A 13,311-nucleotide genomic window follows, 5' to 3' on the forward strand; every position below is an offset into this window, starting at 1 on the left:
CGGGCCGGACGCTACGTGTAGCGTCCGGCGACGGCGGCGGTCGTGCCGTAGAGGCGGAGGCCCGCCTTCCGCTGCCGGTCCTCGTAGTCCTGCCGGGCTTGCGCCATCGCGTCGGAGAGGTCGAAGCCGGTGATGTTGTACTGGACGGGCGGCATCGCCGCGGCGTTGGCGGTCCCAGCCGCGTTGGCGCCGCCGAAGATGCGGTCGAGCACCTGCTGCATCGGACCGCCCACAACGAACGGAGCACCGCCGTCGCGGCTGACGGGCGGCAGCACCTCGGGGGGAGGCGTCGGAGGCGTGCTCGGCGAGGGCGAGGGCTGCGTGCCGGGGGCGGTGTTCGGTCCGTCCTGCTCGTCTTGCGAATCAAAGCGGCGGAGGGCCACCTTCCAGAGGTCAGGCACGTTGGAGAGCGCCTCGTTGACATCCTCCAGCGCGTCCCGGTTCTTCAACACCTCGGCCGTCTCCCGGGCCTTGGCCATGGCCGCGTCCCACGTCAGGCCCTCCAGTTCCTGGATGCTCCGGGCCAGCGACTCCGTGTCCACCTTCGCGCTCTCCATTGAGTTGGCCCAGCCCTTGAGGAAGCCGAGCGGGTGCGCGCCGAAGATGGAGATGTCGCCGAGCTTTTTGAACACCCATTGGATGGCGGAGACGATGCCGTTCCACGCGCTGCCCAGCCCCTTGATGACGTAGAGGATGGCGATGGCCACGTAGCGCAGCACCTGAAACAGGCCCTTGAGGACGTTGTCGAGCAGCCACGCCGTGGCCTTGCCGATGGCCTGGAACGCAGGTGCGAGCATTTTCAGCACCATGCCCACCAGGACGATGATGGGTGCGATGCCTTCCATGGCCTCACCCATCGCCTCCATCGTCGGCTGCACGACCTCAACGACCACGGACACGAGGTAGCCCACAGCCCCCATGACCGTGTCGAGTCCGGTGGCCGCGGCGCCGAACATGTCCTTCAACATCTTGATGATGCCGTTGAGGACGTCGATGGCCGCCGCCATCTCGTCGGACCCCATGACCAACTCGCCGATGGCAGCCAGAAGTGCGCCCCACCAACCGCCTGCCTCAAATCCCTTCTTCGCAGAATCAATGATGCCGCTGATCTCGCCCAGCCTTCCAAGGAAGCCGTAGAGGAGATCCGCCTTCGCAGCAGCAGCAGCAGCAGCAGCTTCCTCTGCGGCCTTGCGGATGGACTCAGCGAGGGCCTTGGCGTTGTCCTCCATCACCTTGGCGTAGGCCTCCATGGCCGGCGAAGCCAGTCCGCCGCGGAGCCGCTCCGCGAAACGCTCCATTCCTTTGTGGCCTGCCGCGGACACCTCGATGCCGTTCTCATCCCCGGCGCCGGTGCGCAAGGCCGCCTTCGCGTCACCACTGAAGAGGGAGTCGAGCAGGGCCTTCAGTTCCCCCATTTTCCCCTTCCACTCCTCCACCGTCTTCGAGTTGAGGACCGCCGCGACGATGTCCTGAATGCCGGAGAGGGAGTGCTCCAGGCCGAAGCCCACCGTGTCTTTCGCGGCGCTGGCTGCCGCCTTCGCGCCGTCAGCCGCCTTCGTGGCAATGAGCACCGCGCCCCTGTTCAGCTCTGCTGTCGCCTTGGCCGCCTTCTCGACGAACGCATTCCCCCCGGCCGCGAGCGCCTCCATAATCCCCTTCTTCAACCCCTTGCCGGTGAGGGTTTCCGCCGAGGCCAACGCCTTATCTGCGTTGCCCATGCCGACCGCTCGAGCGATAGGACGGAGAACGCTTGCGCTTTTGGCTACCAAGAACGCGACGAAGTCGAGGGAGCGGTCCACCATCGACTCGACGGTGGCGGAGAGAGCGCTGAAGGCGAGCCCGAAGATGTTGGCCAGCTTCATGGCGACGTCGGAGATTCCCGCCATCATCTCGGAGACCGACTGAGACATCGCTCCCCATGCGTCCTTGGCCAGGTACTTGATGTCCCCCCACGACTTGTAGACGCTGCCAACGAGCAGGGCGATACCCGCGAGCGCAGCGACGACGGCCAGGATGGGAATGGCGGCAGTCGCGAAACTGACGGCTATCCGCCCGACGCTCCCCAGCAGGGATGGGACTGACGTCGTGAAGTCCGCCACCGCGGAGCCCAGTCCGCCGACGCCGGACTTCATGCCGGCCAGCGCCTTGCCGATATCCACCTGGGCCAGCGTCTGGAGGGACTGAAGCGCCTTGCCCGCGCCCACGCCCAGGTGGGTGAAAACGGGCAGCACGGAGCGGCTCATCTCCAGGAAGATGCCGAACCCCTTGAAGAGGCCTTCCATGGTGCCCGCCAGCTTGCCCACGGCGCCGATGCCGAGGCCCAGCCCGGCCACCCACGCCGCCATGGAGGCCGCTGCGCGCTTCGATTCGGGCGACATGGACTGGAGCTTCGCCACCACCTGCTCGATGACGTGTGCGACCTTCTTCACCAGCGGTGCGAAGAGGTCGCCGAGTTCGGCTGCGAGGGTGACGAGCAGCGCCTTGATGCGCTCGGTCTGCTCCTTCATGGCCGCGTTGGACTCGGCAGAGGCAGCCACCGCGGCAGCGATACCAGCGGCGACGACGGCGCCGATTTTCCCGATGGGCTCGGTCGCCTCCTTCACGTTCTTGGCGACCTTCTCCGCGTGCTTCACGAGCTTGCCGAGGTTGGCCACGGCCTCGCCAATGGACGCAGTGACAGCGACGTAGAGGTCTCCGACTTTCAGGGCCACGGCGACTCCAAGAGGGACTGCGGCCTACCTCTTCGGCGCGACCGACGAGCCGAAGCGGTAGACGGTGGTGGTGGTGCTGGGGCCGTTCGTGGACGCGTGGTGGGACGCAGCGGGGTTCCGCTGGACGCGCCGGTCAAACTCCTCACGCGCCAGCGCGTTGTATGCCATCAGGCGCACGACGTCGGACCAGGGCCAAGAGCGCACCTCATCGGGCGAGCAGTGCATCATCGTCGCCACCCCGTAGATGGCCATCAACTCGGGGTGGCTTCGGAGTTTCCCTTCTCCTCCTCCACCGTCTTGCCACCGAAGCCGGAGGTGAAGTCCTTGGCGTGTTCCATCAACCAGGGCTCCAGCTTCACCGCTTCGAGGTCCTCCTGGTTGGCCAGGTCGAAGACACGGCGCCGGCCGCCCGGGTGGTACAGGCAGGCGATGGCGACGCGGGCCAGGAAGTAGATGCCGGCGTCCTCGTTGACGGGGTTGCGGCTCGCGTCAATCTCCCCAGCCTTCTCGCTCAACTTCAGCACGAGGGTCTTGTCGCCCGCCGACGGCTCGCAGAGGTCGTAGTCCGCGCCGTCAATGGCGATGCGCTTGATGAACTTCCGGGCGGTGCCGATGGGCTTGCGATACTGCGGGACGTCGCTCATGTCTGCCTTCTCCGGTGGAGATGTGTGGATGGAGGAAGGGGCGACTACACCGGGACGGGCGCGCCCTGGCCGGTGAGCGAGACGGTCAGCTTGTCCACGTCGGAGGACGGGCCGCCGGAGTCGAAGGACATGACGCGCACGGCGTAGCGCAGGCCCTGCTCACCCTCCTCCGCGGCGGCGTCCCGGATGATGGTCAGGTAGCCCACCACCCCCGTCGCGACGAGCGACTCCATCAGGTCCTGCGCGGCGTTGCCCCGGTGACGGTGGCCGCTGACGCTGATGGTGATTCCGCGGAGCGTGGTGAGGTTCTTCTTGTAGCCGTCGCTGCCGTAGTAGTTGGCGTCGACGCTGTCGATGGCCGTGGAGACGGAGCACTCGGAGACGCCGTCGAGCAGCGTCGTCGGGCCCAACACGGCGGCGGACGTCGAGGCGAAGTGGAGGTTCTGGGCGTAGAGGACCTGGGGTTCAGCCATGAGGCAATGCCTTTCACTTCGGAGGGAGGATCTTCTTGAGGTACGACTGCACGGCCTTCTTGATGTCGGCACGCCCGATGGAGCGCGTGACCTTGAAGGCCCGTTTGAGGAAAAGGGGCGGCGGACTGATGCGCTCCTCGCCCCAGTGAAACCCCTGGTGAATGGCGCCTGCCGCCGGGTGGTCGTACCCGGCCGTCCAGGTGGATGAGAGGCGCCGGTCGAGGTGGTGTTCCGGACCGTCGATAAAGGTCGTGTTCACCAAGGGCGTCCCGGTGCGCACCTCGTTGCCGCTCTCGTCGTACTCCACCTCGCTGCGCGACACGCCCAACTGCGAGATGCTCAGTGTCTGGCGGCAGAATTCGCGCATGGGCTTGTCCAGCGCGGCGAGCACGTCAGGCGCACGCTGGCGCAGCTTGAGCAGCGGCTGGAGTTCCACCTTCACCTTGACGGCCATGTCCGGTGAGAAGGGGCGCCCAGCTCGCGTCAGCCCGCGTACGCCAGGGTGACGGTGAAGCTGAAGCGGTGCCACTGCTTGTCGTCCGGCCCCATGTACGCGGGCGCGCCTTCGCATCGGCAGCTGACGTAGCCGGGCACGGCCGCCAGGTGCAGCACGCTCCAGCACCGGCGAGCCAGGGCCTGGGCGTCCGCGTACGTGAGGGCGCGCGCCAGCACCTGCACGTCCGGCTGGAGATAGCTGCGGCCGGTGCCCATGTAGTCCTCGGGGCCGTCGCCCGACACCTCGCGCACCGCCACCATCCGGGCCGGCGCGGAGCCGGGCCAGGGCCCCCGGTAGAGGGTGGGCGGGGACGACGTCCGTGAGATGCCCAGGCCGGCCGCGTCCAGCACCTCGGCCACGTGGAGTTCCACGTCGCGCAGCTCGGCACCCATCAGACGTACACCTCGTAGTGGTCCGTGTCCCCGCGGATGTCCGTGCAGGGGGTGATGCGCAGCGGCCGGCGCCGCGTGTTGAGGTCGCCTGGGGTATCGCCGGGCAGCCAGAGCGCGTCCCCGGGCTCCACCTTCACCGTCGTGAAGAGCATGGCCTCCGAGGTGGCGTCGGTGCCGTCGGAGGTGACGAGGCGCTTCGTGCTGCCCTCGTAGCGGCAGGCGTGCACGGTGGGCGCGGAGAAGTCTTCCTGCCCGCGGTCGTTGACACCCAGGAGGCGCGCGAGGCCGAAGCGCTGCTTGAGGCGGTGGCCCAGCAGCATTACGCCGCCCCCTGGCGCGGGCGCCGGTACCGGGCCACCAAGCGCCGTGCGCGGGCAGGCACCGCGGGCAGCTGCCCGTCCTCGTCCGTGGCGCGCGTCAGGGACGTGCCGCCGATGGACTCGGAGACGGCCTCCTCCGCGCCGTCCCCGTGCACCAGCGCGCCCACCACCATCTGCGCCGCCAGTTGGAGATCCGCCGGCAGGTCCACCTGCAGCGTGCCGTCCAGGGCCGCCTGGCCGGGCGTCACCCAGCCCGCGTCGTAGGTGACGACGAGGGCGCCCGTGTCCTCCACGTGCAGCGGCGTGGAGGACACGCCCGGGGACCAGGTGCCGGTGAAGGGCCACGCCTCGCCGCGCGCGACCACGCGGCCCATGAAGACGGACTCCAGCGCGTAGGCGGTGGCGGGCAGCTCCACGCCGCGCACCGCGACGCGCGTCACCTGGCGCACGCCGCCGGAGCGCAGCCAGAGGTAACGCCCGCCCGCGCTGGCGACAGACTCCTCCACACCCACTCGGCGGTGCAGCGGGTAGCCCACGTGCGCGGCCAGGGCCAGGGACGCGGCGGTGATGAGTACAGGCAGACGCTCGGGGTCGGCCGCGTCGCGCACGTTGGCGGGCAACTGGGCGGCGGTGAGCAGGTCCTCGACGGCGGGCATGGGGCACCTCGGGGCAGAAAGAAGGCCGGGGCGGCACGAGGCCACCCCGGCCCGGGCAGGCACGGAGGGGGAATGCGTGCCCGCCGCTACACGGGAAGCGTCTGGCCTCCGCCGAAGATGACGGTGGCGCCGCTCAGCAGCGTCGGCGTGGAGCCGCCGGTGAAGGCCACCGTCTCCACGAAGCGGATGCGGTCGTGTCCGTCCGGCACCACCTCCTGGAGGTCCACGTCCAGCTCCGCGGCGGTGCTCGCGGTGGTGGCGGCGAGGCTCACCGCATCGCCGTCCCGGTCCTTCGCGTCCGCCCAGGTGGTGCCGTCCGCGCTCGTCTGGAGCTTGTACGTGGCGGAGACCGCCGTGGGGGTACCGGTCGCCGCGCCGGTGGCGACACTGAGGACGAGGCTGCGGTAGGTGCCGAACGTGAGGGCGGCGCCGTTGCGCGTGCCCGCGGCGTTGGCCGCCGGAGCGTGCGAGAGGTTGGCGGCGTGAATGTAGGCGCCGATGTCGTTGCGCGTCGGGTGCATGGTGTCTCCAGGAGGAGGGTTGAAGGGGCGGCGCGGACTACGAGCCGTAGGTGGCGCCCGTGAGGAAGGCGAAGGACTGCCGGTGGCGCAGGGCCCAGTCACCCTCCCACACCATCCGCAGCGTCATCTGGTCCGACTCGAAGTCGCCCGATGCCTCACCCACCGTCGCCTCCAGCTCCGAGGCCTCGCCGTAGTAGAGCTGCGAAGCCAGCCCGAAGCCGATGTGGCCGAGGTCCGCAATCGACTCCGTCACCTTCACCGGGAAGCCGTTGAGACGCGGATTCTCGAAGTCCGACAGGCCCGGGAAGATGTAGCCGGCGGAGTCGCGCAACTCCGAGAGGTAGAGGTGATTGGACGAGTCCATGAAGTAGAAGGCCTGGTTGCCCGCCAGCTTCAGCTTCGACTTCGTGACGGGCTTGATGAGCTTCATCTTCAGGTCGTTGCGAATCTGCTCGATGGTCGTGCCGGTGATGGCCGCCTTGTTGCCGTTGGGCACCAATTCGAAGATGCCCGTGGGCTTCTTCGCGCCCTTGCCGTAGAGGCCCGCCAAGTCCACCTCCAGCGCCATGGCCTGGGACACCTCGCGGCCGACGTCGGCGGCGGCGGTGCTGTTGCCCAGACGCATCGTGTCGTTGGAGATGGGCACCAGGGCCATGGCCTTGTGCGCACCGAGCTCCACCGCGCCCGTCTTCATGTCGGACTTCGCCGGCGGCTGGCCCTCGCCGACCCAGAAGACGGTCGGCCCCTGGTTGATGCGGCCCACGGTGAACTTGCCGCCGTAGCCCGAAACGGTGCGCGCGCCGGCCGACAGGAGGATGGCGTCCGCACGCAGCAATTCGATGACTTCCTCGGAGCGCGTCTCGCGCGAGTAGAGCGCGCCACCCTGCTCGAAGATGCCCGCGAAGATGCCCACCGACTTGCAACGCTCGACGTAGGACTTGAGCTTCTCGATGCCCGGCCGGTGCGCGATGTTCAGCCGCTCCGCGCTCTGCACGTACAGCGCCTTGAGGCGCACCCCCATGCGCGCCTGGGCCTCGCAACCCGTCGGCGGGTCCATCTGAAGGTCCTTGGCCCCGGAGGTGACAGGGCCCTGGACAGGGGCGGGAGTGGGACGCGAGGCGAAGCCGGCTTCGACGGCCTTCACCGCGGCGGCATCCACCGCGCGCTGGAGTGCATCGGGCAGGGCGGCGGGCGTCGCCGGAGCCACGGCGGTACGCGCAGGCGGCGGCGCGGTACGCGTGCGGGCGGCAGGGGTGTTGGGCGCGGCGGGCTTCGGCGTGGGCTTCGTGGCGGGGTTCGGCATGACGGCTCCAGTTGCTGCAAGAGGTTGGAAAGGAAGAAGGGGCGGCCCTATGCGGTGAGCGCGGCGTACCGGCGGAGCTCGCCACCCGTGAGGGCAGCGACCGCTTCGACGGAGAAGCCGAGGTGTTTGCGGACGCGCAGGCGCAGGGCCTTCGCCTCTTCCTCGGTGGGCTCGTCTTCGGACACCTCGGAGGCGGCCTCCTCGTCGGGCAGGGCTTCGCCGTCCTCCGGTTCCTCGCTGTTTTCCAAGTCCTCCTCGGAGGCCTCGACGCCCTCGTCGTCAGAGGCGCTCGCCGCCTGCTCCTCACCGTCGGCGGGCAGTTCCGCCTCCTCGCCGGAGAGGTACGCTTCCAGGTCGCTGATGCTCTGGTCGAAGCTCGCCTTCGCGCCCTCCGCCACCCACACCAGCAAGTCGTGCTCGCCGCCGACGAGGCCATCCGCGTCCGCGAGGAAGTCCGCCACCATCTGCGCGCCGGCCTGGAGGTGGGCCAGCAGCCCTTCCGCAAAGCCCTGCGGCGTCAGCCTGCCCGGGGCTTCACTCTCGTCGCCGACGGCCTTGTCCTCACCTTCCGGAGGCGACTCCTCGTCGGGCTCATCCACGTCCTCTGGCGCGTCACCCTCGGCCTTCAGCACCGCGAGCACGGCGGCCTGGCTGGCCACGAGCGCCTTGAGGGCGGCGCCCAGGTTGGGCCGGCCCCGCCCCGTACCCGCCGAGCGCAGGCGCACCGCGTCCGCGTTGGCGGGCACGTTGACGATGGAGACTTCGAGCAATTCCACCATCGGATAGTCGAAGCCGCCCTCGGCGTTGGGCACCGGCTCCTCCACCGGGGAGAAGCCGATGGAGCACGTGAAGAGGGAGCCCGCCTTCACCTTGCCGGCCACCGTCTTGGACAGCTCGTCCACCTCGTCGAAGACGGGCGCCATCACCCACGCGTCGCCCTCGCGGTAGCAGCGCGCGAAGCCGATGGCGGGCGTCCAACTGTTGTGCTCCCAGAGAAGCGGAACGCGCACCTCCGCGCCCTCACCCTCGGACTTCACGGCGAGGACACGGTCCCGGTGCCTGTCGAGGTTGGGCGAGGTGATGCGGAAGATGGGGGCGCTGGCCGCGCCCTCGGCGGGCGTGGCGGCGCTGAGCAGCTTCTGATGGCGGGTGGGCTTGCGCATGCCCAAGAAGAAGGGGCGCCCCTCGCGAGTTACACCCGGCCCTCTTCGCCACTGCGGTCGCGCGGCGGGTTGGGCGTGGCGTTCGCCGCAGCGGACTCCACGCTATTGCCCCCACCCGCGCCGGGCATGGGCGAGGGGCGCTTGCCTTCCAACTCCGGCAGCGGCGGCAGGCCTGCGAAGCGGCGCCACTCGTTCCAGGTGACGCCCTCCGTGGGCGGCGTCGTCATCGCGCGGAAGGTGCGTTCCCACTCCTGCGGGCGCGGGTCTTCGTAGTCCAGGATGACGTCCCGGTCGAGCAGCGGCACGAGGCGCAACTGATACCAGGAGCGCCAGAACTCCAACCGGGGCGCCACCGCGTACTCCGCCAGGTGGTACTTCGCCGACTCCGACGCCGCGCGGTTGCTGGAGGTCAGGTCGCCCACCAGCTCCGGCGGGACGCTGAAGGCCTGGCGGACGTACGCGCGCAGGTTCGCCCCCAGCTCCTTCGCCTGCAACTCGCGGTAGTTCACCTGCACCTGGGCGAGCGTCACGTCCGAGGGGGCGAACCACACCTTTCCCGCGTTCTGCGGCCCGCGGAACTCCGCGTTGAACTTCTTCTGGATGTCCTCGGCGGCCTCGCCCGTGGTGCTGCCGTCGTCGTTGTTCTTGCTGCCCAGGCCGACGATGGCGGCGGGGATGCCGCCGCGTTCGAAGGTAGCCTTCGTCGCCTTGTCGATGGCCTCCACGGTGTCGAGCTTGTCCCCCAGCGCGATGCCGCGCCCGGCGCCCCGGCCCTCGGGGTCCGCCGGCGCGAGCGTCTTCACCCAGAGGACGTCGGACTCGGGCACCCAGCCCTGGTACTGCTGGTAGCCGATGTAGAAGCTGGGCCGCCCAGGGACGGGCGTCATCGTCACGCAGTGGGGCGGCACCACCTCCCAGCCCACAGGTCGGCCGTCCGCGCCGCGCACCAGCACCAGGAAGGCCTCGCCCACCAGGTCCACGTGGACCTGCGCGAGCTTCCGGTATTCTCGCCCGGGGAAGCGCGGGTGCGGCGCCTCCAGGAGGGTGAGCACCTCGTGCGCCTCCAGTTCCACGAGGTCGCCGCGCTTCGTGGAATCGGCCAGGGCCTTGCGACGCTCCGCTGCGTCCAGCGATTTCCAGCGCGGATCCATCCGCTTCTCGCCCGGGCGCACGCGCTTAAATGCGCGCCAGCGGGGCGTGGCCACCGCGTCGGCCACCGTGTCCACCACGGTGCGCAGCCAGTCGTCCTCCTCGTAGGCCAGCAGTACCGCGCGGCTGCCGCGGCGCGGGCTGAAGCTGATGAGCGGCAGTGCATGCACGAGTTGCTGTGTGCCGCCCTTTGGGCCCGGCGCGAGGCCGAGCGCTTTGGCAACGCGGTAGAGGAAAGAGGCCATGCCCTGGGAGAAGGGGCGCTAGAGGGACCTTCGGAAGAACGCCAGGGGTTGCGTGATAGAAGCGAGCGCGCAGCCCCCTTTTCCGGAAGGCCCAGCCGATGCGTCCCACAGCACTACTCGCAGTCCTCGCAGTCCTTGGCGTCTCTCGCAGTGCTCAGGCGGCATGCGAATGCTACCTAACCAACGGCACCGACAATCCCTTCGGTCAAGGATATTTTATCCTTCAACCCACAGCATGCACGTCGACGCCGCCAGGGTACGTGTGGATCAAGCCGCCAAGTTCAAGCTCCTCCGAGTATCCCAACCTCCACCTCGCCGTTCCCGCCTCATGGACGTGGACCGGATGCAATTACGTCTTCTTTACGGGTAGAGACTCCGCCGGCAAGGCTCGCATCCTCTCGCTTCACAACGGCATAGAGGGGTGCGAGACCATGCCTCCCAACTTCCGACCGGACCCACGTCCACCGGACTCGGACCGCACGGTCCCCTATTGCGAGGCGGCAAGACACGCTGCTCAGGCAGCAGGCATAGGGTTTACCGGGGCTCAAGCCCAAGAGAATGCCGCGCTGGAACTCCAAAAGATTTTCCAAGGCGTATGCACCGGAATGGTTCCAGCAGGCGAAACATGTAACAGCTCCTTCAGGGATGATTTCTATTTCTTCATTCCGGGATTCCCGATGAAGGTGGGCGTCGTCAAGTCTCTCGATTACAGCTGTATGTCGTCTTACACACAGAACCTCTGCCAGTAGCTACGTAGCCACGGCTGGGCGGCACTCAGTGAATGCGCCTGCCCACGCTATGCACGGAGTCCTTCGGATATTGAATGGCGTCCGGCAGACCACGCAAAACAAGGCCTGGGTTAGGTGCAGTGGTCAAGACTGCTCATTCAGTGATGTCGTCGGGCTGAGAGGATCCCGAGGCCGCACCGATGTTTCTCCGCATCTTCACGACGTGCTTGTAGATGGGCCACACCATGGCGTCCACGCGATCATCCCGCGCGTGGCCGCCGGGCGCCCCGGTGAACTTGCCGAGCTGCTCCTCGAGCTTCTCGTGCTTGCCCACCATGTGCACGAGTCCCGCCGCCGCGAGCATGGAGACGGGCGCGGCACGCTCCGCCTTCGAGTTGCGCGCGCGCTCGGTGAGCACCTTCACCTTCTCCAGCGTGTGGATGGTGGACGTCACCATGCTGCCGCCCGTGTTCGTCTCCGCGAATATCCACGCCCGCGGCCGGTCCGAGCTGTCCTTCTTCGCGTGAGGCGCCCACGCCTTGAGCGCAGCCACGGCTTTCTTCGCCCAGGCCGCAGGCTCCGGGCTCTTCAGCGAAAGGTCCGCGAGCACGTAGGCGTGGTCGCGCCCGTCCTCCTCACGGCGGACGCCAACCACGACGATGCCGTGCATGTCCGCGCCCTTCTTCTCGCCGGTGGCGGGGTCCAGGCCCACCACGATGAAGTCGAAGACGGATGGCGCGTCCTTCGGCTTCACGCGCGAGGCATTCCAGTCCACGCCTCGGAAGAGCGCCGGGTCCAGGTCGAACTCCAGCTCGCCGTAGAACTCACGGCGGCCGATGGCGCTCTTCTTCGCGTCCAGGGCCTGGAGCGCGTAGTCGTCGTCCAGGTGGGCGCTGTTGTCCAACGTGCTGGAGCGCGAGAGGACGAGGCCCCGGCGCTGCTTGAGAATCTCGCGGAAGAGCTCCGTGGGCGCGGGCGTGGTGGTGATGACCTTGCGACTGGAGAGGCCCAGCCGCCGCATCCGCGCGGACGTGCCGCGGCCGACGCGACCGCACTCAGTGAAGACGGCGACGGGGTCCTTCTTCCAGGCCACCACCTCGTCCAGCCACTCGAAGGTGTAGCCGTAGCCACGGAACTTGTCGGCGTCGGCTGCCGGCAGGTAGTCGGCCTTCACGCCGTTGGGGAAGACGAGCTGCTTCTTCGACTTCAGGTGCTCGGGGCGGAACCACGGGGGCGCCAGGGTGAGGATGCCGCTGGGGCCCTCCAGCTGGTTCTTCTGAATCTCCGTGTACGTCGGGCCGACGATGAGGATGCGCGCCTCGGGGTCTACCTTCGCCTCGCGGATGACGGAGGCCGCGCCCGCGTGTGTCTTGCCGGCGCCGCGCCCCCCCAGGAGGAACCAGGTGCGCCAGCGGGCGTACTCCGCGGACACCATATCCGGGGGCTGCTGGGCGGGGCGAAGGGAGTACTCAGGCTCGTAGTAGAGGACGAGCAGTTCCTGGGTGGAGAGGCCCAGCCTGTCCGCGAAGCCCTCGGTGGTGCCGAACTCCTTTCGGAGCTGGAACGCCATCCGATCCAGGACGGAGTGCCGGCCGTGCGTCTCCGGGCGGATGACGGGCAGGCCCTTGAGCAGGTCCTTCCCGGCGGTGACAGCGGCGGCCTTGGCCATGCCCTCCGAGAAGGGGCGGCTACTCCTCCGCCTCCGCCGGAGGCGGCATCGCCTTCTTGGCCTCGTTGTCGAGGAACCGCGCCAGCCGGTCGGCCAGCGTCTTCTGCGCCTCCTCCGGGGTGACGAGTTCGAAGGCGCCGCCGTCGCTGCTGCTGGGCCCGGCGGTGCGAGGGAGGGTGAAGTTCTTCGGGTCACTCGTCGCTAGGCGCCAGCGGACGAACTTGTCGTTGAAGGCGCGGTTGCCGATGTTCTCCATCGCGGAGGCCTGGAGGACGCGGCGGAAGTGCGCGGCGGCGGCCTCGTACTCCATGACGAACGCCGTGTAGACGTCCTCCGTCTCGCGCTCGATGGCCTCGGCGCCGCGCGTGCGCCAGCCCTGGACGACGGTGTCCGTGGTGCCGACGGCGGCAGCGGCGTCGCGCAGGGTGTCGCCTGCTGCGATGCGCCGGCACAGCTGCGCGCCGAGCTGGGGCGTCAGCGTCGTCACCGGCCCGGGCTTTCCCAGGGGCCGGTAGTTGAGGAGCGGGTCGAGACTCACGGCCTCGTCGGGCTCGCGCTCGGCCCCGGAGTCGCGGTGGCGGGCCATGCCTTCCAGAAGGGGCGCCAGCGCACGCGCGCGGAGGAGCGCCTACGTCCACGTGCGAGCGCAGAAGACGCGCCAGCGGCCCGCCAGGAACGCGTAGGGGCCAAAAAATCAGGGGGTCGTCTCAGAGTTCGCCGGGGATTTCCGGGAGATTTCCGCAGCGCAGGATTGCAGCGCGCCGAGCAATCCTAAATTTATCCTACATGTGTGGTTTCCCACCCCAGGGGGCTGTCTGTGGGCTGGGTGTCACGCTCCTTG

Annotated in this window: 14 protein-coding genes; all 14 read right to left on the reverse strand. The window is 68.7% G+C overall.

Annotation, left to right across the window (positions count from 1 at the left end; translation table 11 throughout):
- Positions 1-11 precede the first annotated feature (11 nt).
- A complete protein-coding gene (locus JYJ93_RS32205) occupies positions 12-2,711 on the reverse strand; it encodes a hypothetical protein (protein WP_206798381.1) in 2,700 nt (899 codons plus the stop codon).
- A 24-nt stretch (positions 2,712-2,735) separates the two neighbouring features.
- The gene (locus tag JYJ93_RS32210) at positions 2,736-2,963 is read right to left on the reverse strand and encodes a hypothetical protein (protein WP_206798382.1); all 228 of its coding nucleotides are present in this window, start codon (positions 2,961-2,963) and stop codon (positions 2,736-2,738) included.
- Positions 2,963-3,355, reverse strand: coding sequence for a phage tail protein (locus JYJ93_RS32215; RefSeq protein WP_206798383.1), 393 nt, complete (start codon positions 3,353-3,355; stop codon positions 2,963-2,965). Before JYJ93_RS32215 ends, JYJ93_RS32210 begins: the two co-directional genes overlap by 1 nt.
- 44 nt (positions 3,356-3,399) lie before the next feature.
- Positions 3,400-3,828, reverse strand: a complete 429-nt coding sequence (locus JYJ93_RS32220; RefSeq protein WP_206798384.1) for a hypothetical protein — start codon at positions 3,826-3,828, stop codon at positions 3,400-3,402.
- Between the two features lie 13 nt (positions 3,829-3,841).
- Complete coding sequence (locus tag JYJ93_RS32225; RefSeq protein WP_206798385.1) at positions 3,842-4,282, reverse strand: hypothetical protein; 441 nt, start codon at positions 4,280-4,282, stop codon at positions 3,842-3,844.
- Positions 4,283-4,311: 29 nt separating this feature from the next.
- On the reverse strand, positions 4,312-4,716 hold the full coding sequence (locus tag JYJ93_RS32230) for a minor capsid protein (RefSeq protein WP_206798386.1): 405 nt from the start codon (positions 4,714-4,716) through the stop codon (positions 4,312-4,314).
- Positions 4,716-5,036 carry a hypothetical protein gene (locus JYJ93_RS32235; RefSeq protein ID WP_206798387.1) on the reverse strand — a complete coding sequence of 107 codons (321 nt, stop codon included), beginning with the start codon at positions 5,034-5,036 and terminating at the stop codon, positions 4,716-4,718. Before JYJ93_RS32235 ends, JYJ93_RS32230 begins: the two co-directional genes overlap by 1 nt.
- Positions 5,036-5,692: a hypothetical protein gene (locus tag JYJ93_RS32240; RefSeq protein WP_206798388.1), complete on the reverse strand. Its 657-nt coding sequence runs from the start codon at positions 5,690-5,692 to the stop codon at positions 5,036-5,038. Before JYJ93_RS32240 ends, JYJ93_RS32235 begins: the two co-directional genes overlap by 1 nt.
- Before the next feature lie 86 nt (positions 5,693-5,778).
- A complete protein-coding gene (locus JYJ93_RS32245; protein WP_206798389.1) occupies positions 5,779-6,213 on the reverse strand; it encodes a hypothetical protein in 435 nt (144 codons plus the stop codon).
- Positions 6,214-6,250: 37 nt separating this feature from the next.
- Positions 6,251-7,516: a phage major capsid protein gene (locus tag JYJ93_RS32250; protein ID WP_206798390.1), complete on the reverse strand. Its 1,266-nt coding sequence runs from the start codon at positions 7,514-7,516 to the stop codon at positions 6,251-6,253.
- Between the two features lie 47 nt (positions 7,517-7,563).
- A complete protein-coding gene (locus JYJ93_RS32255; protein WP_206798391.1) occupies positions 7,564-8,679 on the reverse strand; it encodes an HK97 family phage prohead protease in 1,116 nt (371 codons plus the stop codon).
- Positions 8,680-8,708: 29 nt separating this feature from the next.
- Positions 8,709-9,998, reverse strand: a complete 1,290-nt coding sequence (locus JYJ93_RS32260) for a phage portal protein (RefSeq protein ID WP_269013105.1) — start codon at positions 9,996-9,998, stop codon at positions 8,709-8,711.
- Between the two features lie 957 nt (positions 9,999-10,955).
- Positions 10,956-12,470, reverse strand: coding sequence for a terminase family protein (locus JYJ93_RS32265; RefSeq protein WP_206798393.1), 1,515 nt, complete (start codon positions 12,468-12,470; stop codon positions 10,956-10,958).
- A 19-nt stretch (positions 12,471-12,489) separates the two neighbouring features.
- Positions 12,490-13,056 (reverse strand): hypothetical protein, encoded by a 567-nt coding sequence (locus JYJ93_RS32270; RefSeq protein WP_206798394.1) that lies wholly within the window; start codon positions 13,054-13,056, stop codon positions 12,490-12,492.
- Positions 13,057-13,311: the final 255 nt, after the last annotated feature.

Origin of the sequence: Corallococcus sp. NCSPR001, assembly GCF_017309135.1 — a bacterium.
In the GTDB taxonomy this organism is placed as follows: Bacteria; Myxococcota; Myxococcia; order Myxococcales; family Myxococcaceae; genus Corallococcus.

What these genes read in the sequence shown, in the direction of transcription:
- JYJ93_RS32210 (WP_206798382.1), bottom strand. Translation starts at nt 2,963, where the DNA reads ATGGCCATCTACGGGGTGGCGACGATGATGCACTGCTCGCCCGATGAG.
- JYJ93_RS32215 (WP_206798383.1), bottom strand. Translation starts at nt 3,355, where the DNA reads ATGAGCGACGTCCCGCAGTATCGCAAGCCCATCGGCACCGCCCGGAAG.
- JYJ93_RS32220 (WP_206798384.1), bottom strand. Translation starts at nt 3,828, where the DNA reads ATGGCTGAACCCCAGGTCCTCTACGCCCAGAACCTCCACTTCGCCTCG.
- JYJ93_RS32225 (WP_206798385.1), bottom strand. Translation starts at nt 4,282, where the DNA reads ATGGCCGTCAAGGTGAAGGTGGAACTCCAGCCGCTGCTCAAGCTGCGC.
- JYJ93_RS32230 (WP_206798386.1), bottom strand. Translation starts at nt 4,716, where the DNA reads ATGGGTGCCGAGCTGCGCGACGTGGAACTCCACGTGGCCGAGGTGCTG.
- JYJ93_RS32235 (WP_206798387.1), bottom strand. Translation starts at nt 5,036, where the DNA reads ATGCTGCTGGGCCACCGCCTCAAGCAGCGCTTCGGCCTCGCGCGCCTC.
- JYJ93_RS32240 (WP_206798388.1), bottom strand. Translation starts at nt 5,692, where the DNA reads ATGCCCGCCGTCGAGGACCTGCTCACCGCCGCCCAGTTGCCCGCCAAC.
- JYJ93_RS32245 (WP_206798389.1), bottom strand. Translation starts at nt 6,213, where the DNA reads ATGCACCCGACGCGCAACGACATCGGCGCCTACATTCACGCCGCCAAC.
- JYJ93_RS32250 (WP_206798390.1), bottom strand. Translation starts at nt 7,516, where the DNA reads ATGCCGAACCCCGCCACGAAGCCCACGCCGAAGCCCGCCGCGCCCAAC.
- JYJ93_RS32255 (WP_206798391.1), bottom strand. Translation starts at nt 8,679, where the DNA reads ATGCGCAAGCCCACCCGCCATCAGAAGCTGCTCAGCGCCGCCACGCCC.
- JYJ93_RS32265 (WP_206798393.1), bottom strand. Translation starts at nt 12,470, where the DNA reads ATGGCCAAGGCCGCCGCTGTCACCGCCGGGAAGGACCTGCTCAAGGGC.
- JYJ93_RS32270 (WP_206798394.1), bottom strand. Translation starts at nt 13,056, where the DNA reads ATGGCCCGCCACCGCGACTCCGGGGCCGAGCGCGAGCCCGACGAGGCC.